Origin of the sequence: Sphingobacterium sp. UBA5789, from assembly GCF_002418355.1 — a bacterium.
Lineage (GTDB): Bacteria > Bacteroidota > Bacteroidia > Sphingobacteriales > Sphingobacteriaceae > Sphingobacterium.
Genome location: NZ_DIDX01000001.1, coordinates 797,465 through 821,882, shown reverse-complemented (window position 1 = coordinate 821,882; position 24,418 = coordinate 797,465). Strand labels below are relative to the sequence as shown.

The 24,418-nt window shown below is 38.7% G+C and carries 24 protein-coding genes; 20 read left to right on the top strand and 4 right to left on the bottom strand.

Annotated elements, in window-relative coordinates; translation table 11 throughout:
- Window positions 1–3 precede the first annotated feature (3 nt).
- The 3 genes from B4B65_RS03655 to B4B65_RS03645 form a co-directional block, all read right to left on the bottom strand.
- Window positions 4–381: an STAS domain-containing protein gene (locus B4B65_RS03655; RefSeq protein ID WP_201681523.1), complete on the bottom strand. Its 378-nt coding sequence runs from the start codon at window positions 379–381 to the stop codon at window positions 4–6.
- A gap of 133 nt (window positions 382–514) precedes the next feature.
- On the bottom strand, window positions 515–1,462 hold the full coding sequence (locus B4B65_RS03650) for a phosphoribosylaminoimidazolesuccinocarboxamide synthase (RefSeq protein ID WP_201681522.1): 948 nt from the start codon (window positions 1,460–1,462) through the stop codon (window positions 515–517).
- 90 nt (window positions 1,463–1,552) lie between these two features.
- The gene (locus tag B4B65_RS03645; protein WP_201681521.1) at window positions 1,553–2,527 is read right to left on the bottom strand and encodes a PhoH family protein; all 975 of its coding nucleotides are present in this window, start codon (window positions 2,525–2,527) and stop codon (window positions 1,553–1,555) included.
- A 343-nt stretch (window positions 2,528–2,870) separates the two neighbouring features.
- Here B4B65_RS03645 and B4B65_RS03640 point away from each other — a divergent pair, with 343 nt between their 5' ends.
- From B4B65_RS03640 to B4B65_RS03555, 18 genes are all read left to right on the top strand, one after another.
- Window positions 2,871–3,656 carry an SAM hydrolase/SAM-dependent halogenase family protein gene (locus tag B4B65_RS03640; RefSeq protein ID WP_002997184.1) on the top strand — a complete coding sequence of 262 codons (786 nt, stop codon included), beginning with the start codon at window positions 2,871–2,873 and terminating at the stop codon, window positions 3,654–3,656.
- A gap of 57 nt (window positions 3,657–3,713) precedes the next feature.
- Window positions 3,714–4,265, top strand: a complete 552-nt coding sequence (locus B4B65_RS03635; protein ID WP_293913405.1) for a hypothetical protein — start codon at window positions 3,714–3,716, stop codon at window positions 4,263–4,265.
- Window positions 4,266–4,325: 60 nt separating this feature from the next.
- Window positions 4,326–6,161: an ABC transporter ATP-binding protein gene (locus B4B65_RS03630; protein WP_201681519.1), complete on the top strand. Its 1,836-nt coding sequence runs from the start codon at window positions 4,326–4,328 to the stop codon at window positions 6,159–6,161.
- Between the two features lie 97 nt (window positions 6,162–6,258).
- Window positions 6,259–6,600 (top strand): YtxH domain-containing protein, encoded by a 342-nt coding sequence (locus B4B65_RS03625; RefSeq protein WP_201681518.1) that lies wholly within the window; start codon window positions 6,259–6,261, stop codon window positions 6,598–6,600.
- A gap of 72 nt (window positions 6,601–6,672) precedes the next feature.
- Window positions 6,673–7,332 carry a heme exporter protein CcmB gene (locus B4B65_RS03620; RefSeq protein WP_293913403.1) on the top strand — a complete coding sequence of 220 codons (660 nt, stop codon included), beginning with the start codon at window positions 6,673–6,675 and terminating at the stop codon, window positions 7,330–7,332.
- 24 nt (window positions 7,333–7,356) lie between these two features.
- Entirely contained in the window at window positions 7,357–8,028 is a 672-nt protein-coding gene (gene ccsA, locus B4B65_RS03615; RefSeq protein WP_201681516.1) for a cytochrome c biogenesis protein CcsA, read from the top strand.
- Between the two features lie 15 nt (window positions 8,029–8,043).
- Entirely contained in the window at window positions 8,044–8,256 is a 213-nt protein-coding gene (locus B4B65_RS03610; protein ID WP_201681515.1) for a CcmD family protein, read from the top strand.
- An 82-nt stretch (window positions 8,257–8,338) separates the two neighbouring features.
- Entirely contained in the window at window positions 8,339–9,322 is a 984-nt protein-coding gene (locus B4B65_RS03605; protein WP_293913399.1) for a DUF6427 family protein, read from the top strand.
- Window positions 9,323–9,699: 377 nt separating this feature from the next.
- A complete protein-coding gene (locus B4B65_RS03600; RefSeq protein WP_293913397.1) occupies window positions 9,700–11,022 on the top strand; it encodes a hypothetical protein in 1,323 nt (440 codons plus the stop codon).
- Between the two features lie 12 nt (window positions 11,023–11,034).
- Entirely contained in the window at window positions 11,035–11,637 is a 603-nt protein-coding gene (gene lptC, locus B4B65_RS03595; protein ID WP_293913395.1) for an LPS export ABC transporter periplasmic protein LptC, read from the top strand.
- Between the two features lie 156 nt (window positions 11,638–11,793).
- Window positions 11,794–13,905 carry a peptidylprolyl isomerase gene (locus tag B4B65_RS03590; protein WP_293913393.1) on the top strand — a complete coding sequence of 704 codons (2,112 nt, stop codon included), beginning with the start codon at window positions 11,794–11,796 and terminating at the stop codon, window positions 13,903–13,905.
- Window positions 13,906–13,967: 62 nt separating this feature from the next.
- Window positions 13,968–14,483, top strand: a complete 516-nt coding sequence (locus tag B4B65_RS03585) for a DUF2480 family protein (protein WP_293913391.1) — start codon at window positions 13,968–13,970, stop codon at window positions 14,481–14,483.
- A 34-nt stretch (window positions 14,484–14,517) separates the two neighbouring features.
- Complete coding sequence (locus B4B65_RS03580; protein ID WP_201681509.1) at window positions 14,518–15,309, top strand: DUF3108 domain-containing protein; 792 nt, start codon at window positions 14,518–14,520, stop codon at window positions 15,307–15,309.
- A gap of 4 nt (window positions 15,310–15,313) precedes the next feature.
- Entirely contained in the window at window positions 15,314–15,877 is a 564-nt protein-coding gene (locus tag B4B65_RS03575; RefSeq protein WP_293913389.1) for a DUF3109 family protein, read from the top strand.
- A gap of 61 nt (window positions 15,878–15,938) precedes the next feature.
- Window positions 15,939–16,910, top strand: a complete 972-nt coding sequence (locus B4B65_RS03570) for a polyprenyl synthetase family protein (RefSeq protein ID WP_201681507.1) — start codon at window positions 15,939–15,941, stop codon at window positions 16,908–16,910.
- Between the two features lie 2 nt (window positions 16,911–16,912).
- Window positions 16,913–17,971 carry a TerC/Alx family metal homeostasis membrane protein gene (locus tag B4B65_RS03565; protein WP_201681506.1) on the top strand — a complete coding sequence of 353 codons (1,059 nt, stop codon included), beginning with the start codon at window positions 16,913–16,915 and terminating at the stop codon, window positions 17,969–17,971.
- Between the two features lie 236 nt (window positions 17,972–18,207).
- Window positions 18,208–19,392: an aminopeptidase C gene (locus B4B65_RS03560; RefSeq protein WP_201681505.1), complete on the top strand. Its 1,185-nt coding sequence runs from the start codon at window positions 18,208–18,210 to the stop codon at window positions 19,390–19,392.
- Between the two features lie 118 nt (window positions 19,393–19,510).
- Window positions 19,511–20,737: a thioredoxin family protein gene (locus tag B4B65_RS03555; protein ID WP_293913384.1), complete on the top strand. Its 1,227-nt coding sequence runs from the start codon at window positions 19,511–19,513 to the stop codon at window positions 20,735–20,737.
- Window positions 20,738–20,809: 72 nt separating this feature from the next.
- On the opposite strand, the gene B4B65_RS03550 is transcribed toward B4B65_RS03555, so the two are convergent.
- Complete coding sequence (locus B4B65_RS03550; protein ID WP_293913382.1) at window positions 20,810–22,948, bottom strand: prolyl oligopeptidase family serine peptidase; 2,139 nt, start codon at window positions 22,946–22,948, stop codon at window positions 20,810–20,812.
- A gap of 212 nt (window positions 22,949–23,160) precedes the next feature.
- Here B4B65_RS03550 and B4B65_RS03545 point away from each other — a divergent pair, with 212 nt between their 5' ends.
- Together B4B65_RS03545 and B4B65_RS03540 are read left to right on the top strand one after the other, a co-directional pair.
- Window positions 23,161–23,925: a UDP-2,3-diacylglucosamine diphosphatase gene (locus B4B65_RS03545; RefSeq protein ID WP_201681502.1), complete on the top strand. Its 765-nt coding sequence runs from the start codon at window positions 23,161–23,163 to the stop codon at window positions 23,923–23,925.
- Between the two features lie 87 nt (window positions 23,926–24,012).
- The gene (locus tag B4B65_RS03540; protein ID WP_002997227.1) at window positions 24,013–24,342 is read left to right on the top strand and encodes a DMT family transporter; all 330 of its coding nucleotides are present in this window, start codon (window positions 24,013–24,015) and stop codon (window positions 24,340–24,342) included.
- Window positions 24,343–24,418: the final 76 nt, after the last annotated feature.

Genomic DNA, 24,418 nt, shown 5'->3' with positions numbered 1-24,418 from the left:
GCGCTAATCTTTCTCCCCTCTGTAATCCATTTCTAATTCATGCGCAAAGATCATATCCTCGGCTATCTTTACAGAGTCTACTATAGTCAGGGTTTGGTGCAAATGAGACATTTCCAATACTTCCAGCACTGCAGAGTCTACATTGGCCAGAATAAACAGCCCCCCTATCGTATGACAAAGTCTGTTGGCCAGAATGCCAATACGAACACCTTCCTCATCTACCTCACGTACATTTGACAGGTCCAACACAATATTGCGTTGCCCGGTTGTATTGCGCAATAAAAGTTCAGCTTTCAACTTTGCTGCTTTTTCAGCGTTCAACACGTCCGATAACGGTTCGATTACAATATATCGGTCATGCTTATCAATTGTATATTTCATATGCCAATTTTTTACGTTAAAGACTATCCTTCTTGTACAGGAAATCCCTTCTTCTTCTTACTAAACGACAGCCTGTCATTTAAGCACGAGCCGCCACGACAGGTGTTCTTAATTTCCAACTTTATTTCCCTGCTTAATGCAGCGTCTTTAATGCAGCAGAAATATTATGTTCTACTCTCCCGAGGACTTCACCCTCTTTAGGATATTTGAATTGTTCTCCGGTAATATGTTCATACAGTTCAATATATCGCTCGGAAATAGAATTTACGATTTCATCTGTCATTTCCGGCACCTGTTGTCCGTCTTTTCCCTGAAAACCATTTTCTATTAACCATTTGCGTACGAACTCTTTGGACAATTGCTTTTGAGCTTCGCCGTTTGCCTGACGTTCTTCATATCCATCTGCATAAAAGTATCTGGAAGAATCCGGTGTATGGATCTCGTCTATAAGATAAATGACTCCGTCACGCTTACCAAACTCATACTTGGTATCTACCAGAATCAAACCTCTTTCTTTCGCAATCTCCGTACCCCGTTGGAACAAGGCTTTCGTGTATTTTTCCAGTTGGATATAATCTTCCTCACTCACAATTCCTTTTTTCAGAATATCAGCTCGTGAAATATCTTCGTCATGGCCTACTGCAGCTTTTGTGGTCGGCGTTATGATAGGCTCAGGAAGCTTATCATTCTCTTTAAGACCTTCTACAAGCTTCTCTCCGCAGACTTCTCTTCTACCCGCACTATATTCACGCCACGCATGTCCGGAAAGATATCCCCGGATAACCATCTCTACCTTGAATGGCTCACACATCTTACCAATAGTCACACTTGGATCCGGCACTTCTACTACCCAGTTTGGCAGAATATCTTCCGTAGCTTTTAAAAACTTAGCCGCTATTTGATTCAGGACCTGACCTTTATAAGGTATAGCACGGGGCAGCACAACATCAAATGCAGATATACGATCTGTCGCAACCATTGCCAGATACTGATCTGCAATAGTATAGACATCACGTACCTTTCCTCTGTAAAAAGCGGTTTGGTTTTCGAAATTAAAATTTGTTTCTCTTATTGCGTTCATTTCAAAATAAAAATTCATAAGTAATAATAAGCAGTATGAACTGCCTTAGCAATGTCTTTCAGCAAATGATTTCAGCTGATAGACAAATTACTAAATATCTCCGTATGCCTCTAATATACGTTTCACCAGTTTATGTCTCACCACATCTCCGCCACTCAGATAAATCATATCTATACCTTCTATTCCTTCCAGCAATTTCACTGCTGTAGATAATCCGGATTGATTTTTCTTCGGAAGGTCAATCTGTGTCATATCACCGGTTACAATAAATTTGGCCGTAGGCCCCATCCGTGTCAGAAACATCTTCAGCTGCATATCCGTTGCATTCTGTGCTTCATCCAGAATCACAAAACAATTGTCCAGTGTACGTCCGCGCATAAAAGCCAGAGGAGCCACTTCAATAGTTCTGTTTTCCAGATATCCCTTCAGCTTTTCTGCAGGAATCATATCATCCAGCGCATCATATAAAGGTCTCAGATAAGGATCTACTTTCTCCTTCAGATCGCCCGGAAGAAAACCCAGATTCTCCCCTGCTTCTACAGCAGGCCGGGTCAGGATGATACGTTTGATTTCTTTATTGCGCAAGGCACGTACAGCTAGAGCAACAGCAGTATATGTCTTCCCTGTTCCTGCCGGACCTATTGCAAATAAAATATCATTCTTGGAAATACTGTCAACCATCCTACGCTGATTAAGCGTACGTGCCCGTACAATTATTCCATTAGGACCATACACAATAGGTTCTCCGCTAAAAGCGGGCGCACCTTCTTGTTTCTTTTCCGAACCATCAGCCTTTTTCTCCGCTACAGGATGCTTTACTCCTATTATTTCTTCCAGATCCAATATAGACAGACTATGAAACCGTTCGATATGAGACAAGATCTGATCAAAGGCTCCCTTAAAATGTTGCTGTTCCTGTTCTTCTCCCAATACTTTCAGTTCATTTCCTCTGGCTACCATTCTGATCTTCGGAAATTGCTTCTTAATGTATTCAAAATTCTCATTTTGAGTCCCCCACAGAGTGACCAAATTGACTTCCTCAAGTGTTATCAGTAGTTCGTTCAAATTAATATATTTTTCATGTAACCATAGAAAATAAAGACGCAGGTATACAATCCTTATTTCGCACTAAATGTACTAAAATTTTGTGGGCATAGTATGCAAAATACATTCAAAAACTTCGATATTTTTTTAGTATTTTGCAAATGATCAATCAAAAGTACAAACTATCTGTACCAATTAAAAAAAGATAAAGATTAATTGATTGTAAACTATGATTCCAGTAAATAACTCTTACTTTTGTAGTCCTTATCGAAAAAATATTTCGATTCAACAGATGTCGCGAGCTATTTTTGGGAAGGCCGCCAAGATCAGGATAAATTAGAGACAAAATACGTTTTGCGGTTATATGGGTGTTATTACTTTAACAACGGACTTAGGATATCAAGATTTTTACCAAGCTGCTTTGAAGGGGAGTATAATCTCTCAGCTTCCTGATGTTCGTATTGTAGATATTACTCACGAAATCCCCTCTTTCAATGTACAGCATGCCGCTTTCGTTCTAAAGAATGCGTACCACTATTTCCCTAAGAAAACGGTACATCTCATCGGGATTGACACCGTATTTCAGGAAGATTCCCGATATATTGCTATGAAATACAACGGACACTTCTTTGTCGGAGCGGACAATGGCATCTTCAGTATTATATTAGGCGAAAATCAGGCTGAAGAAGTTGTGGAACTGGACATTATGCAGGACCTGAGATATCTGCACTTCCCACTGGCGGATATCCTTACCAAAGCGACCTGCCATATTGCCAAAGGAGGAAAGATGAGCGAAATTGGTATCCCTATAGATAAACCCATAGAAAAAGCTACTTTTCAACCGATCTTCGATCAGAATTCGATCAAAGGACATGTCTCTTATATTGACTCTTTCGGAAATGTGATCAGCAATATCAGCAAAGATTTGTTCAATAAAATACAAGCTGGCCGCGGATTTACGTTATACTTTAAACGTAATGAGACAATTGATAAAATGAGCTGGCACTATAATGAAGTTTCTGAAGGCGAGAAGCTATGTCTCTTCGGGATCAGCAACTTTTTAGAAATAGCGATCAACAAAGGAAATGCAAGTCAGCTCCTGGGATTATCTCAGGATGAAGCCATCCGGGTTGAGTTCCATAAGCCGTAACATTCACTAACACCGCGATTACAGTACGTTTTTCAAATCCGAAAAATAGAATAATACATGAAAATAAAACATCTTCTTTTTTATGTTGCTCTATTGCTGGCCTATGTACCGGCTGCACATGCACAACAACCAACTTCAGATACGCTTTCTTATGAAATACAACGTAAGAAAGTGAATGAACTGCTTCACAACCGTAGTGTCCAATTTGGAGAATATGATGTGAGCCTTCAGAAAAAAACAGGAATATTCGGACTCTTTAAGTCTAAGGGTGATATGCAAAAGTCTATCGATATCCTGAAAGACATAGTTACTACGGACAACAATATCTTTATCGAAACCAAAAGGCTTTTGGATTTGAAAGATTTTGAAAGAGAGAAATTTCAGAAACTGGCAACTGAGTATGACGGGCAGGTCACGGCCTATATGAATACAATCAACAAACTGCAGAATGAAAATGAAGCGTTAAAAAAACAAACCGATACGCTGGAGAATAGTGACCACAGTGGAAACCTCCTCCTTTATCTGGCCGTTGCTGTTATTTTTGTTCTCGTTTTCTTCCTTTATAAACTCTATAAGCAGGTTCAACAACAAAAAGTGACGAAAGCGTGATATGCTCACACAATAATATGGCTACTTTTGCAAATAGATTTTTTTTATAGGCAATAGAAAATGGCGAGAGCGAGATTGAACAGCGGTAATACGCAATCTGAAGATTTACCCAAGCCCAAACTAAACAAAGAGTTACTTCACAAGGCAAGCAAAATCTTTTCGTATATCAAACCGTACCGTGTAAAATTCGGTTTCGGTATGGCTTTTTTAATTATTTCAAGTTTGACAATGCTTACATTTCCGGCGTTGTTAGGTGCGATGATTGATGCTGCTCAAGGCAAACAAACCTACCCATGGCTTCATAATAATATAGCTTACATCGGAGGCATCAGCTTCTCGATTCTATTTATTCAATCTATCATTTCTTTTTTCAGAATACGGTTATTTGTCGAAATAGCAGAAAAAGCATTAGCCAATATCCGTCGTGATACCTATAATAAATTAATAACCCTTCCTATTGAGTTTTTTGCAAACCGCAGAGTAGGTGAATTAAACAGCCGTCTTTCCTCTGATCTGGCACAAATACAGGACACCATGACAACGACACTGGCCGAGACCCTGCGCCAGGTTATCAGTCTGGCCTTTGGGGTGGTACTTCTGATTGCAGTGTCACCTAAATTAGCATTAATGAACCTATGCATCCTGCCGATTCTGGTGGTCACAGCACTTATATTCGGCCGTTTTATCCGTAATTTTTCGCGTCAGGCACAGGATCAGCTTGCAGATTCCAACAGTATAGTGCAGGAGACATTATTAGGAATCAGCAATGTAAAGGCTTTTGTCAATGAATATTATGAGACAAAAAGATATTCCGGCAAACTGGATGCAGTAATCTGCCTGGCTGTAAAAGGCGCTACTTACCGGGGCATGTTTGCTTCTTTCATTATTTTCTGCATTTTCGGAGCAGTGATTGCAGTCATATGGTACGGTGCCTCATTAGTATCTGCAGGAGAAATTTCAGTAGGAGATCTGACTACATATATTCTTTATTCTATGTTTGTGGCGGGTTCAATGGGAAGTTTCCCGGAGTTGTATGCCAATATACAGCGGTCATTGGGTGCCAGCGAACGTGTTATCGAAATCTTAAACGAGAAACAGGAAGATATCGCACTAAGCGAGGATAACAAAACAATCAAAAAACAAATTGAAGGTCATCTCACATTCAGGAATGTAGCATTTACTTATCCGGGAAGGAGAGACAATCAGATCCTTAAGAATATTTCTTTCGATGCCAGTTCCGGCGAGAAGATTGCCATCGTAGGACCAAGCGGAACGGGTAAATCAACAATAGCTTCCCTTATCCTTCAGTTTTACAGTCCGGACAGTGGACAGATCCTCTATGACGGAGTCCCTTCTAAAGACTATTTACTGACAGACATCCGTAATCAGGTCGCTATAGTACCGCAGGATGTGCTTCTATTTGGAGGAACAATTCGCGAAAATATCGGCTACGGTAAGCTGGATGCTGATGCTGAAGAGATTATCAAAGCAGCAAGAAGAGCAAATGCACATAATTTTATAATGGAATTTCCGGAAGGATACGACACCCTTGTTGGAGAACGGGGAGTAAAGCTTTCCGGAGGACAGCGTCAGCGTATAGCGATAGCCCGGGCATTATTAAAAGATCCTGCCATACTCATATTGGACGAAGCAACCTCAGCGTTAGATTCCGAATCCGAAAGATTGGTACAGCTGGCCCTGGAAGAGCTCATGAAAAACAGAACATCCATCATTATTGCCCACCGCCTTTCAACAGTAATCCATGCCGATAAGATCATTGTTGTCGAAGATGGAATAGTATCTGACATGGGTAATCATGTGGAACTTATGAGCAAAGGTTCAGGACTTTACCATCATCTATATTCCTTACAGTCATCCCAAAAAGAGCAACTGTAAAAAAATGTTAATTTTTTATGTGTTGAAACTTTTTGGTGTAGCTATTGTTAATACTTATAGATAACAATAGAGTTGACAACATTAAAAACATGAAATCATGAAAAATAAAAACGGAATTTTGGCATTTGCATTATTAGGATTAGCAGCAGGTACAGCAGCTTACTATCTATTAGCAACAGAGGATGGAAAAAAACAGATGGATCGTGCGAATGACGGTATCAAAAGTCTGACAAAATCCCTAAAAGATCTTTCTAAAAAAGAAGCTAAACGCGCTTCTAAATTTGCACAATCTGCAAAAGATGAAATCATGGAACTGAAAGGTAAAGCTAAAGATTTAGGTAAAGATCTGGCAGAAAAAGCAAGCAGTGCAGCACACAATATGGCGAATAAAGTAGATGAAGGAGCTTCAAAAGCAAAATCCAGCATCGACAACGCATAATCTGATATAGCTTAAGGCTATATATCGTTTCGCTACACTATTCACATTCGATTTTTAGTATCTTTGTAGCGAATGAATTTGTTTCAACAAGTTAAGACTTTAGTATATAAAGATGTACTGTTAGAATGGCGATCTAAATACGCTATCAATGGCATCTTACTCTACGTGGTATCTACGGTTTTTGTCTGTTATCAGGCATTTACAGCCGTAGATTCCATTGTTTGGAATGCACTCTTCTGGATCATTATGCTTTTTGCATCTATCAATGCCATCAGCAGAAGTTTTGTACAGGAGAGCACAAACCGTCAACTTTATTATTACTCCATAGTTGACGCCAAAGCAATCATTCTTTCCAAGATTATTTACAACACACTGGTCATGATGCTGTTATCGGCAATAGCGTTCAGTGTATATGCTATAATCTTCCGGAATCCCCTTGCAGATCCCTTGTTCTATTTCATTTCCGTGATACTGGGAAGTATCAGCTTTGCATCTGTATTTACAATGGTATCAGGTATCAGTTCCAAAGCTGGCAATAACAGTACACTAATGGCTATACTTAGTTTTCCTGTTATCATTCCGCTGTTACTGGTTCTCATCCGTTTGTCAAAAAATGCAATGGATGGACTGGAAAGAAGTCAGAGCCTGGATCATATTGTTGTATTACTTGCGATTAATGTGATAACTGTTACGATTTCTTTATTGTTATTTCCTTACCTTTGGAGAGATTAAAACAGTACAAAATTTAGAATTGAAATGAGAAAAAATTGGTGGAAAATCCTTGCCGTAGTTTTAGTAGCAGCATCCATCGTTGCAGGATTAATTGGCCCCGTCCCTACTCTCCCAATACTCCATGAAAGTATCCGAAATGTTTATTTCCACGTACCGATGTGGTTTGCGATGCTCACCCTATATCTTATCTCCGTCATTTATAGTGTCAAATATCTGAATTCAGGAAACATGAAATATGACCTGATTGCTGTAGAAGCAGTAAATACAGGGATTATTTTTTGCTTTCTGGGATTAGGAACCGGTATGCTGTGGGCTAATATTACATGGGGCGATCCCTGGCCAAAAGATCCGAAATTAAATAGTTCGGCTATAGCCACACTGATGTACCTGGCCTATTTAGTACTGCGAAATGCACTTGACGAAGAGCAGAAGAGAGCCAAAATATCGGCTATCTACAACATCTTTGCCTTTCCGGTCATGATCGTCCTGCTATATGTGTTACCGAGACTCACAGATTCTCTGCATCCAGGGAATGGGGGGAATTCCACATTTAGTGACATAGACATGGACAACAATCTGAGACCTGTATTGTACGCTGCCGGTTTAGGCTGGAGTCTTATCGGAGTATGGATAGGTTCACTCCGTTACAGAGCCAGATTAATCGAACGCGAACAATTTAACAACGAAATTAATTAATCGATAGTAAGAATCATGAAACAAACTATTCTATCTATATTCTTCATTTTGTGTACGTCATTGTATGCTTCGGCACAAGGTGAAATCGAAATGGCAACGGGACTGAGAAGCTCAGGAAAAATCTGGGTTGTAGTCCTGGTTTTACTTCTTATTTTTCTGGGTGTAGCAGCATACCTCTTTACACTGGACAAAAGAATCAGCAAATTAGAGAAAAATAACAAAAAGTAATTTTATCGGGGCGTTGACATACAAAAGTTTACGCCCTGATTGCATAACATCTAAGCGCCTAATATAAACGAGATCCGGATCAATGATCATCAATCAGTTCAGAAAATTTACACCTGTTAATATCGTATTACTCGCAGTAATTGGACTCGGGTTATGTCTTGGTGTATTTCTGCATCTTCCGGATGAACTCACCCCCATGCTGTTTGAGCCTGCGCTTAATAACCTCTTAGGCTTACAATTCGGACTGACACTGGCACCACAATCAAATGTGCTGACAACTCTTGCCCTTACGCTGATACAGGCATTTTTACTCAACAGGCTCATGAACAATTTTAATTTTCTGGGCAAACCGAGTTTTTTGACAGCATTGATGTACATGACACTGGCCAGTCTCTTCATTCCTTTTTTAGTCCTTTCACCCACACTTATCTGTAACTTTATTTCCATCTGGATGCTCAGCAAATTGCTGAATATCTATCACCATCAGGATATCAAAGCGATCATGTTTGATCTGGGTATGATTGTCGGAATAGGAAGTCTGGTCTATTTTCCGTTTATTGTCATGTTTATTCTCTTGTGGATAAGTCTGATTATTTTCAGACCGTTCAACTGGAGAGAATGGATTGCAACATTACTCGGATTATGTACCATATATTTTATTATCGGGGTTATTTATTATTGGCTTGGCCGTATAGATCAGTTTTTCGGAATATTCAAACCATTTACAAATTCATTTCCAAAGTCCTTACATATGGACTTTCATGATTACCTTGTATTGGTACCTATACTTTTTGCTCTGATACTCTTTTTACTCATATTGAAAGATCAGTTCTTTAAGAGTATAGTCCATGTCAGGAAATCCTTCCAGTTACTGTTTTTCATGTTACTTTTGGCGATCGGTTCCTTTTATCTTAACCCTGTCATTTCTGAAAGTCACTTTTTACTTTGTGCACCACCGATTACCATTTATTTGGCTTACTATTTTACTTACGCCAAAAATAAATGGATATATGAATCTCTTTATGCTATAATTATTATGGCAATTATCTACTTTCAGTTTATGTAAAAAGCTGAAAATAAGAGCTTTAACCTTTTTTAACAAATAGAACTTACGGAATAATCAAAAAATAGATAGTTTTGTAACTGAAAAAATCAGGATACTACTGACATTCAAGCAGGAATATATCCGGATCTGATCACTGAAAAAACAAGAATTGTTGTTAAACATAAGCACGGAGATGTATTTCAAAACCTTATATTCGGATCAACACAAAGTTGCCAGTAAAGGTCTTGATTTTTGTTTAATACATGACCGTATTTTCGAGGATAACAGAGTTTCCTGTTTAGGAACTTTGAACAAGCGTGTTGCTAACAGTCTCCCGTATTATAGAAAAATATGCGATAGCATATACGGGAATTATGGCATCAATATCAATTTTTAACATGCAGAAACACTTTATACAAGGGCTGAAAAAGACAGCTTCGACATTATTTATTGCATTAGGTATCCTGTCTTGCGGCACAGCAGTATATGCGCAGAAGTCGACTTCAGCGTCACCTTATTCCAAATTAGGCATTGGTCAGATGCGCCTGGATTTACTCCCGCAAACCAGAGCAATGGGAGGAATTTCTACGGGTTTGAGATATCTTGGCGGAACAAATACAATGAACATAGCCAATCCGGCTTCCTACAGCGGTTTTCACCATACCATATTTGATGCCGGACTCTACGGAAATGTAACACAGCTGGAAAAAGGAAGTGCTGCAGATAATACCGCAGATTTTGCTTTCAGCCATATCACCATGGGAATTCCTTTGGGTAAAGCGGGTGGTGTCGCTTTCGGTCTTTTGCCTTTTTCAGATGTAGGTTATTCTTACAATAATATCAAAACGCTGGACACCTTGTCTTACAGAAGTACACTTTCAGGTGAAGGAGGATTGAATAAAGCATTCATCGGATACGGAATAAGTCCTTTCAAAGGTTTCAGCATAGGAGCGAACGTAAGTTATATATTTGGTAATCTGACTGATATCTCCAAAATTGAATTCCCGTACAGCTTAGGAGCTTACAACACGACACAAAATAATATTCGTTCATTTTCCGGAGCATCACTGGACTATGGGGTACAATATTTTAAATCATTGGGTAACAAACTCAACCTGACAGTCGGATACTCAGGTTCCCTGAATAATACGATCAAAGATAAATCTACCGTACTCATTACCCGTACGCAACCAAGTCTTTCGGATGTAGAAAATATTGCTACGGATACGTCATACATCAATGAAAAAGGATCCAGAAACATCAATCTTCCTTTGAAGCACAATGTTGGATTTACACTTGCGAAATCAAACAAATGGCTGGTAGGTGCAGATTTCAAATATGCTGACTGGTCAGATTTTCAGGTAAGACAAGGCGAACAACAACTGGGGAAAAGCTATGGCGTAGCAATAGGTGGGCAATTCACACCTGATCCTTCATCGATCCGCTACCTGAACCTGGTAGATTACCGAATCGGATTCAGATACGACAAGACACAAATGAATATCAATGGCACCGATATCAAAGATATGGCCATCACTTTAGGTATGGGTCTTCCTTTACCGTCTACACCTTATTCCCGTGCTTTCTCTAAGATCAATGTCTCAGCAGAACTTGGACAGATGGGTACCTTGTCAAACAATCTTGTCCGCGAGCGGTATATCAATTTCAATATTGGATTTACACTCAATGACAAGTGGTTTTCACGAAGAAATTATGATTAGTAGCGATTGCTAATGACAGCATTCATTTCTATATTAAAACATACACTGCCCCTATCGATAATATTATGGTTAGGGGCAATCTTATTACACTCCTGCGAGCCCGATCTTAAAGAAGTAGACCGTATCGCCAATATGAAAAAAGGAGAGGCTGTAGATATCTCTTACGGCGTCACGATTACATATAGTGATTCCGCACTGGTAAAAGCGGTACTGACCAGTCCGGAAATGCGCGTTCATCATGACACAACCAGTAATTACGAATTTCCAAAAGGCGTAAAAATTGTGTTTTATGATGCTCTTGGCAAAGAAAGTCAACAGATTGTATCGGATTATGCGATCCAGCGGGAAAAGCAGAAAACAACTACCTTCAAAAAGAATGTAGTCATCACCCGGATTGATGGTTCAATCATAAAAACAGAAGAACTTATTTATGATGAAAACTCCGATTCGTTTTATAACCACGTGATGATCACTGGTTTCTTTAAAGATGGCAGAGGTAATCTACAGGGATCATCTTTTACATCAGATGCTGACTTTAAAGATGTCCGGATTCAGAATGCAACAGGTTTATACTACATTCAGGACAACTCAGCATTCCCTTCTTTTGGCCATTAGACCGTGTAAAACAAAAAAAGTAGGAGAATAGTTTTCAACAACAATAAAATATTACGCTTTTTTTTATAAAAGTTGTATCTTGCACCTCGTTTTTAGTGTAGGTGAATTATTAAACTAAAAATCAGCATTTAAACAATAAAATACAGTTTATAAACTATGGGATTAATGACCTTTTTGCGAAACCGTGCGGGTTTGATCGTAACCGTTATCGGTATTGCAATTGTTGCATTTTTGTTAGGAGACGTTGTACGTACTGGAGCGCCTTTTTTGGCCGACTCAAAGAATCAGGTAGGAAGCGTCAATGGAGAATCAATCAGCTACCCTGATTTCAATGTTCAGGTTGAACAAGCATCAGCAATGTTCCAACAACAAATGGGTGGAGGAAGCCTCACCCCGCAAATGAAAAATTATGCCGTTCAGCAAGTATGGAATCAATTTGTAACCAAAGAAATTCTAAAACAGGAAGTTGAGAAAATCGGTTTGTCAGTAGGTAAAGACGAATTGAATGCATTGGTAAATGGTCCAAACCCATCTTATCAGGTCGTTCAGGCTTTCACAAACCCTCAGACTGGTCAGTTTGACAAAGCACAACTGAATATGTTCCTGAGCAGATTGAAAAGTGAAGGCACCCCTGAAATGCAGCAACAATGGGAAATGTTACTGGAAAGTGTACGTGACGAGCGTATGGGCACCAAATACACAAACCTGCTTAACAACAGCATTTACGTCACTTCCCTGGAAGCAAATGACGATTACATTCAACGTAACAAACTTGCAAACTTTAAATATGTATTGTTAGACTACTCTTCTATCAAAGATGCTGACATCAAACTGACAGATGCAGACTATAAAGAGTACTACGATGAAAATAAAAATGCATTCAAAAATCCTGAAGAAACACGCTCTATTGAGTATGTACTTGTAGACGGACGCCCTAATCAAAGAGATACAGCAGCAACATTAGCTGTTGTTCAGAAATTAAAAGCGGATCTTGCTGCATCTACAAATGACTCTTTATTTGCAAGTGTAAACTCAGATACAAAATATCCGTACACTTATCTGAAAAAAGGTCAGGTAAGCCCTGCTCTTGATTCCGTATTATTCAATGCTCCGGTAGGTGCTACAGTAGGTCCGTTTCTTTCAAATGGCGTATACGAAATCGCTAAAATCAAAGATGCTACTTTCAGCCCTGATTCGGTAAAAGCAAGTCATATCTTATTAAATCCGACTGCAGAAGGCGGTGTTGACAAAGCTAAAGCCAAAGCAGACTCTATTAAGAATCTGATTGCAAAAGGCGAAGCATTTGGTCCATTGGCCATTCAATTCAGCCAGGACGAAGGCAGCAAAGCAAACGGAGGTGATCTTGGAACATTTGGAAGAGGAAGAATGGTTCCTGAATTTGACAAAGCAGTATTCGAAGGCAAGACTGGAGATGTATTGATCGTAAACAGTCAGTTCGGTGTACACATTGTAAAAATCGAAAAACAAGTCGGAAACTCTAAAGTAGTAAAAGCTGCGATTGTAGATAAAGCCATTTCAAGTGGTAAAGAAACAATTGATGCAGCATATGCAAAAGCAAACAGCTTCTTCTCTGCTTTGGATAAAGATAATTTCACAGCTCTGGCAGCGAAACAAGGTTTGAAAGATGCAACAGCAAAACGTGTTACTGCAATGGACAATACTTTGGATGGCAATGAAGTACCAAGAGAATTGTTGAGATGGGCATTCGATGCCAAAAAAGGAGATGTAACAGATAAAGTTTATGAAACAGATCATACTTTTATCGTTGCTCGTCTGGCAGATATTCAACCAAAAGGAATTCTTCCTTTGGAAGCTATCAAAGCTGATATCGAAACTCCGGTAAGAAATCTGGTAAAAGCCAGACAACTGAAAGAAAAAGCAGAAAATGCTTTGAAAGGAGCATCTTCAATTGATCAGGTTGGTCAGAAATTAGGTAAATCACCTATTCAGGTTGAAAACATAGTATTAGCAAATCCTGTTATCCCGGGAGTAGCATTGGAAAACGCAGTTGTAGGTACTGTATTTGGATTACAGCCAAACAAACCTTCAACAGCGATCAAAGGAAATCAAGGTGTATATGTTGTACAGGTAAACGGATTTGTAAATCCTAAAAACCAGGTAGCAACAGAGATCAAAGCACAACAGAAACAGTTGATCGCTTCTAAAGCGCAACGTTCATGGAACTCTATCTTCAAAGCACTTCAGGATAAAGCTAAGATTGATGACAATCGCATTAGATTCTTTTAGAATATAATTAAGTAACTTTGTAGCCGGACAGTATTTGTCCGGCTTTTTTTATTTTTATGATCATGGAAATTCAAGAAAATATCGTTAATAAAGTAGCACAAAGCGGACTAATAACCTTTGATCTGGCCAGCCTTGCTCCTGCCGGAGAGCTTACCGAATATGACATCAAGGATAATCTTTTTCATGGATTGATATTAAAGGAAAAAGACTTCAGAGAATTTATTAAAGAAAACGACTGGACAACATATACAGACAAACATGTTGCCATTACCTGTTCTACAGATGCCATTATCCCGACATGGGCAATCATGTTGTTAGCAAATAAACTTGAACCTTTTGCAAAAACTGTTATTTTTGGAACAAAAGAAGAACTGGAAAGCCAGTTATTCCAAGAAAAGTTAGCAACTTTGGATATGTCACAGTTTGTTGATCAGCGCGTTGTTGTAAAAGGTTGTGGTGATGTGCATATTCCGGAGTCTGCTTTTGTGACATTTACAGTGAAATTAAGCAAAGTTGCAAAAAGTATAATGTACGGTGAACCATGCTCGACAGTACCGGTTTTCAAGCGAAAGCCTTAATGTAGTTTTTTAGAATTGTAGTTTTAATTGATATATGAAAAGAATCTTTACGTTACTTATTATTGCATTATACTGCATTTCAAATGCACCGGCACAAATGCTCCCGTATTTAAAAGAATCATCTTATCAGGCGGGAGAAAAACTACAATACAAACTCAGGTACGGTATCGTATCAGCCGCTACAGGATCCCTGATGGTGTCCGATTCCAAACTTCGGTTCAGTAATCCCAAAACATTTCAATTGACAGCTTTTGGATCAACATCGGGGGCTTTCTCGGTATTGTATACTGTAAAGAACAAATACAATTCATATATAGATGGCAGTACATTCCTCCCCTACCTGTATACGGAAGATATTCACGAAGGAAGCTATACCAGACAGGATTATGTAACATTCGATCATAAGAAGCAATCTGCAAAAGGGAAAAAAGGGACTTTTCAAAGTCCTACTCCACAGACTTTCGATTTACTGTCCGCTTATTACTTCTCACGTAACCTTGACCTGTCTAAACTTAAGATAGGAGATTCATTCAGAATCACTTATTTCTTAAACGATGAAATGGCCTCTCTGGGCATCAAATATCTCGGAGTAGAGGACGTGAAAACCAAACTTGGCACATTAGAATGTATAAAATTTAGCCCAGAGATCAAACCCGGACGTATTTTTAAGAAAAACAGTCAGTTGTATCTTTGGGTCACAAACGATGGAAATCGTATTCCGGTAAAGGCCGAAGTCGAAATATTAATCGGCTCGATTACTATGGAACTTACCAAAGCTGAAGGTTTGAAATATAAACTAGGTCAACGAGTAAGCTATTCAAAATAACATCATGATAGAAGTAGGAAGTGTCCTGGTACACGAAGATTTGATTGAAAATGATTTTGTTTGCAACCTTTCCAAATGCAAAGGCGCGTGCTGTATAGAAGGAGATTCAGGAGCTCCGCTAAAAGAGAGTGAACTGGCTGTCCTGGCAGAAATATATCCGAAAGTAAAGCCTTACATGACCCAGAAAGGCATCCAGGCTGTAGAAGAACAGGGTACTCATGTCATTGATATGGACGGTGATCTGACAACAACCTGCGTAGACGGCAATAAAGAGTGTGCATATGTTACCTGGGAAAACGGAGTAACGAAATGTGCCATTGAAAAAGCATATGAGCAAGGTGAAATTCACTGGAAAAAACCTATTTCATGTCACCTCTATCCTATCCGTACGACACATTATCCCGAGTTTGATGTCCTGCATTATGACAGGTGGCATATCTGCAAAGATGCATGTTCGTTCGGCAAAGAACTACAGGTACCTGTGTACCGTTTTTTGAAAGATCCGCTTATCCGTGAGTATGGAGAAACCTGGTATCAGGAATTAGAGAATACTATAGAATCATTATAATCTATTTCTTATCTTTAGACTTCAAAAAAAGTATCTAAATCATGGTTTTTAACCATCATACATGCTAAAGTTAAACGATATACAGAAGCCTATAGCCAATGAACTGGCGGCATTTGAACATAAATTTAAGGCTTCCATGCAAAGCTCCGTTCCTTTGCTGGACAGAATTACGCATTATATAGTAAAGCGTAAAGGAAAGCAAATGCGCCCTATGTTCGTTTTCTTTTCAGCAGGGCTATGCGGATCGATAAACGAATCTACATTTCGGGGTGCTTCACTTGTAGAGCTTTTGCATACTGCATCTCTCGTACATGATGATGTGGTTGATAATGCAAATGAAAGAAGAGGTTTTTTCTCAGTCAATGCACTATGGAAAAATAAGGTTGCCGTATTAGTCGGTGATTTTTTATTATCAAAGGGACTTCTGCTTTCTGTAGATAATAATGATTTTCATCTTCTTAAGATCGTATCGGAAGCTGTAGAACAAATGAGCGAAGGGGAACTGTTACAGATCGAAAAGGCACGTAAACTGGATATAGAAGAATCGGTTTATTTTGAAGTCATCAGACAAAAAACAGCCTCCCTCATTGCATCTTGCTGTGCCTGCGGAGCAGCCTCTACAGATGTAGATGAAGAAACCGTAAAAAAAATGCATGCTTTCGGTGAGAAAGTAGGGATAGCTTTTCAGATAAAAGATGATCTTTTTGACTTTGGACTGGATGATGTCGGCAAACCTCTCGGGAATGATATTAAAGAGAAAAAAATGACCTTGCCACTTATTTATGCATTGAGCCAGACGGATAAATCAGAGAAAAGACGGATTATTAACCTCGTTAAGAATCATAATGAGGATAACAAGAAAGTCGCAGAAGTCATCGCTTTTGTCAGAAGCAGCGGAGGACTTGACTATGCTACCGAAAAAATGTTTCAATACCAGCAGGAAGCATTCGAAATATTAAACTCTTTTCCGGAGGGTGTTTACAGAACCGGGCTGGAACAATTGGTGAGATATACTACTGAACGAAAAAAATAAATATGAGTCACGAATTAATGTTTTTTGGAGGATTTATTCTTTTTATCATCCTCATGTTAGCCATTGATTTAGGTTTATTCTCCAAAGGAGACAAACCTATTTCCCTAACCACAGCCGCTGTCATGAGCGTGATATGGGTACTGTTTGCATTAGGTTTTTTCGTCGTATTAAGAATCTGGGGTAATCAGCTCCATGATGTACATGATATTGCCCGCTTACAGGAAGTCATCGCCAAGCATTATCACAACATCAAAATCAATCCAAATGACTTAGCTGCCAGCATAAAGATCTACAACAATAACCTCTCATTAGAGTATATAACAGGTTATGTAGTCGAATATGCGCTGTCTGTGGACAATATTTTTGTCATGGTGCTACTCTTCCATTCCTTCGGTATTCCGGAAAAATATTACCACAAAGTATTAGTTTGGGGTATATTGGGAGCGATTATACTACGTTGTATATTCATTTTTGTCGGAGCGGCATTGATTGCTAAATTCGGATGGATCTTATATGTGTTCGGAGCATTCCTTGTGTATACCGGAATAACGATGTATATCAACCGTAATCAGGAAGAAGAAGTCGATCCGCAAAATCACGCAGTCGTCAGATTTGCATCTAAATATTTCAAAGTATATCCTAAGATTGAACATGGAAATTTCTTTCATATCGAAAACGGAATACGCTACGTAACACCATTATTCCTTGTCCTGCTGGTTATTGAATTTACAGATCTGATCTTTGCAGTAGATTCGATTCCAGCTATCTTTTCTGTAACCAAGGATCCGTATATCGTATTCTTCTCCAATATCTTTGCTATATTGGGATTACGTTCTATGTTCTTCCTGTTAGTCAATATCATCCACAAATTCCATTACCTGAAAGTCGGATTGGCATTTCTTCTGGTCTTTATCGGATTAAAAATGTTGTTGCACAGCTGGTTGGAAAAATTTGGTTTTACAACGACTCACTCTCTGATCATCATCCTCAGTATACTGGTCATTAGTGTCATAGCTTCACTCCTCTTTCCACAAAAGAAAGATGATCCCGCTTTAAAATAATCAGAAAAGGCACCTTGAAGGTGCCTTTTCTGATTGTCAAATCTCCGGCACTTGCTATGTTGTAATATTTTTACATTAGACATGAAGCAATTGTCATTAATAAAGTTAAATTCGTCCCATAAAATTATAATACAAATTACATCAATATGAAATATCCATGCTGTACAGACTGCACAAACACCAATAAATAGAGTTTGGATATTCCATATGGCCATTGAAAATCAAATTAAATACATATGAATTGGAATAAATCACTTGTGCTGGCTGCATCATTATTTGTTGCATCTTTTCAGGTACAGGCACAAGACAATTTAATTAACGCTTTAAAAGCAAATCAAAATGACAACAGTAAGGCTGGCTTTACGTTTACAGAAGTAATTAATCTGGCTAATACATCTATTAAAGATCAGGGTTCTTCGGGTACGTGCTGGTCTTATTCCGGAAACTCATTTTTAGAATCTGAAATGATACGTATGGGCAAAAAACCTGTGGAAATCTCTCAGATCTTTAGTGCAAGAAATACCTATCTTGAAAAAGCCAAAACATATGTTCGTCTTCACGGCGGATTGTCTCTTGGCGAAGGAGGACAATTCCACGATGTGTTAAATGCGTATCGCAAATATGGAGCACTTCCTCAGGAAGTATATACAGGCTTACATTACGGATCAAAGCGTAATAATATCGGTGAAATGACCAATATGCTGGATGCTATGTTAGGTACATTTGTAAAAGCAAAAAAATTGACACCAAACTGGGAGAAAGCATATACAGCAGCAATGGATTCCTATCTGGGTGAAGTGCCTGAAAAATTTGATTATCAGGGCAAGTCATATACACCAAGAACATTTGCAGATCAGGTAATCGGAATCAATCCGGACGATTATATCGGTCTGGCTTCGGTCACAGATCACCCTTACTACAAACAATTTGTATTGTTGATCCCAGACAACTGGTCATTTGACAGATTCTATAATGTTCAAATGAATGATTTGACATCTGTTATTGATAATGCATTGAAAAACGGATATACAGTGGCATGGGCAACAGATGTATCTGAGAAAGGATTCAGCTGGAAAAACGGTGTGGCTTATGTTCCGGAGAAAGCATTTGAAGACATGAATGATGCAGAAAAACAATCGATGTTTGTGGGTCCTCAGCCGGAAGCGAAAATTACTCCTGAGCAAAGACAACTGGCATTTGACGATTATACAACGACAGATGATCACGGTATGCACATTGTAGGACTTGTAAAAGATCAAAACGGAAAAGAATACTACATCGTTAAAAACTCCTGGGGTGTTTCAAACGATTACAAAGGATACTTATACGTGACAAAAGAATTTGTTCGTTACAAAACAACTTCTTTGCTTATACATAAAAACGCAATTCAAAAAGATTTAAGATCAAAAATGGGATTCTAATCCACTTTTAATCAGAATGAAGAAAGTCTCCGGCATGAAAAATGACCGGAGACTTTTTTTTGTATACATTATTTTCTACTTTCATTTCATACTTCACATTAATTCTAACTACTAAAAAATGAAAAAGCTAATTATTCTATTTCTTCTGGCTCCTTTTTTGAGTTTTGCTCAAGAATCAGGAGTCAAATTTGAACATGGTCTCTCCTGGTCTCAAATCAAGGAAAAAGCAAAAAAAGAAAACAAACACATTTTCGTCGATTGTTTTACAACCTGGTGCGGCCCATGTAAATACATGGCAAATACCGTTTTCCCACAACCCAAAGTCGGAGAATTTTTTAATTCCAACTTTATCAATGCCAAGATACAGATGGATCAGACAAAAGATGACAGCGAGGATGTAAAAGCATGGTATGCAGAAGCCAGCCGATTTGAAAAAGATTACAATGTCAGAGCATACCCTACCTTCCTTATTTTCGATCCGAACGGAACCTTAGTACACCGTATTGTAGGTGGCGGAGAGGCAGACGAATTTATTGCCAAAGCAAAAGAAGGTCTGAATCCCTCATCTCAGTATTATACATTGCTTAGTAAATTTGATGCAAAACCGGATGATATAGAGATTGCCCGGAAATTAGCAGTAGCAGCAGAGAATGCATATGATCAGGAAACTGTAAAAAGAACGCAAACCATGATTATCAACTCTCTTCCGGAACAGGAGCTGTTTCAGCAAGAAAACCTACAGATGCTACTCACAAGTGCGACCAGTTCTGATTCAAGATCTTACCAGCTGATAAAAAATAATATAGATAAAATAGATGCTATATTAGGAAAGGGAAGTGCAAACAATGCTATGTCGACTGTATTAATGAGCGAGTTCGTAATGCCTTTGCTAAAAAATGATCAGAATATCAATCTAGATGTTGTACAGCAACAGCTTTCCAAAAGTCATCCGGAAGTAGATATGACGAGTATGTTTGTTCGTTTTAAACCCCAATTCTATTTTAGCAAAAGAGACTGGCCCGCTTTCAAAGATGCTGTAAATGCTTACATCAACACTTCTAAAGTAATTTCTAATGAACTTAATTCCTTTGCATGGACAATTTTTGAGAATTGTGAAGATAAAACGTGTATCGAATCTGCACTCGAATGGAGTAAACAATCATTAAAGAATAACCCTCAAAATGCATTATTCCTGGATACCTATGCAAACCTACTTTATAAAAAAGGAGATAAGAATCAGGCAATCACTTTTCAGGAAAAAGCTATCGCTGCTGCCGATGAAGATAGTAAAGCCGAACTACAGGCCAATCTCGACAAAATGCGAAAAGGTGAACCTACATGGTAATAACAAACATATAAAATAACAATGGCCACCTTTTCAGGTGGCCATTGTTATTTTGGAGGAATACAGAATCTGCTACTTCAAAGTAGTGATCCCCATATTCCACAAGGTAAAAGCAAATTTATCCGCCGTCTCATTGATCACTACATCCGTAGAACGCCCTGCTCCATGGCCTGCTTTCGTCTCAATACGGATTAAGACCGGATTAGCACACTTCTGTTTTGATTGCAGCTCTGCCGCAAATTTATAGGAATGTGCAGGCACAACACGATCATCATGATCACCTGTGGTCACTAATGTAGCAGGATAACAAACCCCTTCTTTCACATTGTGTACAGGAGAATACCCTTTCAGATACTCAAACATTTCTTTACTGTCATTAGCCGTACCATAGTCATATCCCCATCCTGCACCAGCAGTAAAGGTATGATAACGCAACATATCCAGTACGCCAACAGCCGGTAATGCAACTTTCGCCACATGAGGATTGATCGTCATTGTCGCTCCGACTAACAGCCCCCCGTTAGAACCTCCAGAGAGCGCTGTATATTCCGGAGAAGTATATTTATTTTGCTGCAGATATTCAGCTGCAGCGATAAAATCGTTGAACACGTTCAATTTATTAAACTGACGCCCGCCATCATGCCATTTTTTTCCATATTCGCCTCCGCCACGTAGGTTCGGAACAGCATATACACCACCGTTTGCCAACCATGTTGCAGTAGCTACACTGAATCCAGGAGTCAGGCTGACATTAAATCCTCCATATCCATATACAATAGTTGGATTTTTTCCATCTAGCTTCAATCCCTTCTTATGAGTAATGATCATCGGCACCTTAGTTCCGTCTTTGGAAGTATAGAATACCTGCTTAGATTCGTATTCATCAGGATTGAATTTCACATTAGGCTTAATATAAAGTTCAGACTTACCGGACTCTACATTAAACTTAAAGCTGGATGACGGCGTGATATAATTTGAAAAGCTGAAATAAATATCTTTTTCCTTTTTCTTACCGCCAAATCCGGAAGCCGTACCTACCCCGGGCAGTTCAATCGCACGGACTTTTTTCCCTTCATAAGTATACTGCTCTACTACAGAAATCGCATCTTTCAGATAATTGGCAAAAATATAGCCTCCTCCTGTAGAAATACTCAATACATTGTCTGTTTCCGGAATAACTGTTTTCCAATTAGCAGCAGTTGGGTTTTTGCTATCCACCTTGACTAATTTATTATTCGGTGCATCCAAATTAGTTTTCAGAAAAAATACATCCCCGATATTGTCTATAATAGCTGTATTAGAATTAAAATCACCTACAACCGTTTTGATAGCTGATTTCGAATCAGACAGATCTTTAAAATAAAGCTCATTTCCAGTTGTGGTATTTGCCGCTGTAATAATTAAAAAGCGTTCGTCATCTGTCAGATATGCTCCCACATAACGTCTTGGTGTCTCACTTCCTCCAAAGATCAGTTTATCAGTAGACTGTGCTGTTCCCAGTTTATGATAATATAATTTATGCTGATCTGTCTTTTCGGACAATTCAGATCCCTTTGGCTTATCATAGCTGGAATAATAAAATCCTTCATTACCTTTCCATGCAACACCCGAAAATTTAACATCGATAAGTGTTTCCCCTACCGTTGATTTATCATTTGTATTCAACACGATTACCTTTCTCCAGTCAGATCCGCCTTCGGAGATAGAATAGGCCATCAGGCTACCATCTTTCGAAAAGCTGACATCTGATAAAGATGTGGATCCGTCTTTTGAAAATGTGTTAGGATCAAGAAAAACTTCTTCTTTACCCTTATCCCCTTTTTTACGATATAAAACAGAATGCTGTTGCAAGCCATCGTTTTTATAGAAATAGGTATAAGCACCCTCTACAAATGGCGTACTTACTTTCTCATAATTCCATATATCAGTCAATTGTTTTTTCAGCTCATCCCGGTAAGGAATGGCATTCAAATAATCAAAAGTTGTCTTATTCTGACTCAATACCCATTCTTTTGTTTCGGCAGAACGGTCATCTTCTAACCAACGGTAAGGATCTGCAACCGTAACACCAAAAAAATCATCACTTACATTCCCCTTTTGTGTAGAAGGGTAAGCTTTTACCTGAGGTCCTGTTTGCCCCGAAACATGCTGTTGCTGCAATGTGGTCATACTTAACACCATTAAGATCAATCCTAGTTTCTTATTCATCATAAATTTGCTTATACGTTAATGCTATTATCACAAATCTACTAATTTATGTGTGAACTCAATAGATAGATAAGACCGATTTTGATTTCACTGCAATCCGATTAGGGATAATCAGACTTCAGATGCGACCATTACTTTTTAAAAGCAATGTAAGGATTGTAATTTAGTCTGTATCCGAATTTGAATATTACACTGATTTAGGTAGTTTTGAAAAAATGTCTGACAGAAAAAATATCTATTTCGCATCCGATTTTCATTTAGGATCCTATCCTGAAGCAAAATCAATTGCCCGTGAACATGAGATAGTAAAATGGCTCAATCACATCAAATCAGATGCAAAAGAACTCTATCTTATGGGGGATGTATTTGACTTTTGGTTTGAATATCAATCCGTGATTCCTAAAGGATATATCCGTTTTCTGGGAAAATTAGCAGAATTAGCTGATGAAGGAGTCAAAATTACCTTTTTCAAAGGCAATCATGACATGTGGATGTTTGGATATCTGCGGGATCAGCTTGGAGCAAACATCATAGATAATGAGCTCGAAATCATCAGAGATGGTAAATCATTCTATTTACATCATGGAGATGGATTGGGAGATGGTGATAAAAAATATAAATTCCTGAAAAAAATATTCCGCAGCAAAGCCTGCCAATGGCTGTTTGCCAGGCTGCACCCCAATCTGGGTATAGCTATTGCTCAGCGCTGGTCCAGATCCAGCAGAGCAGCCAATGATATCGATGAAATCTTTTTAGGTGAAGACCGGGAGTGGCTGATCCAGTATGCCAGACAATTGGAAAATACTCAGCATTTTGATTTTTACATATTCGGTCACCGCCACCTTTCTTACCATCTTCCGCTCTCTTCCGGAAGTCAGATTATTAATCTCGGAGAATGGTTCAAAGGTAAATCTTATGCCGTTTGGGATGGAACCAAACTAGAATTGCTACAATGGAACAATGAGCTTAACACAAAATAAGCCCGTTTCTGCAATTAAAAAATGATAAAAAAACTTCGATTTAAATTTGTTATTCACACCTTTGCCCTACATATTTAGACATTAATTATGAATTGGATTATTCTTATCATCGGAGGATTATTTGAAGTAGGTTTTACGACTTGTCTGGGTAAGGCAAAAGAAACCTCAGGGACACAAATGTATCTGTGGTACCTGGGATTCATAATATCTTTGTTCCTCAGTATGGGCTTGCTCATGAAGGCTACACAAACATTACCACTGGGAACAGCGTATGCCGTCTGGACTGGAATAGGAGCAGTAGGGACTGTATTAATGGGTATCTTTTTCTTCAAAGAACCCGTCGACTTTTGGAGAGTTTTCTTCATTTTTACCTTAATAGCTTCGATAATAGGATTAAAGGTGGTTTCTTCCCATTAATATAACTTATAAAAAGCGACAAAATTTCTTTATTTTTGTGCACTAAAAAAAGACACATCTTGGCCGTTGGCAGGAA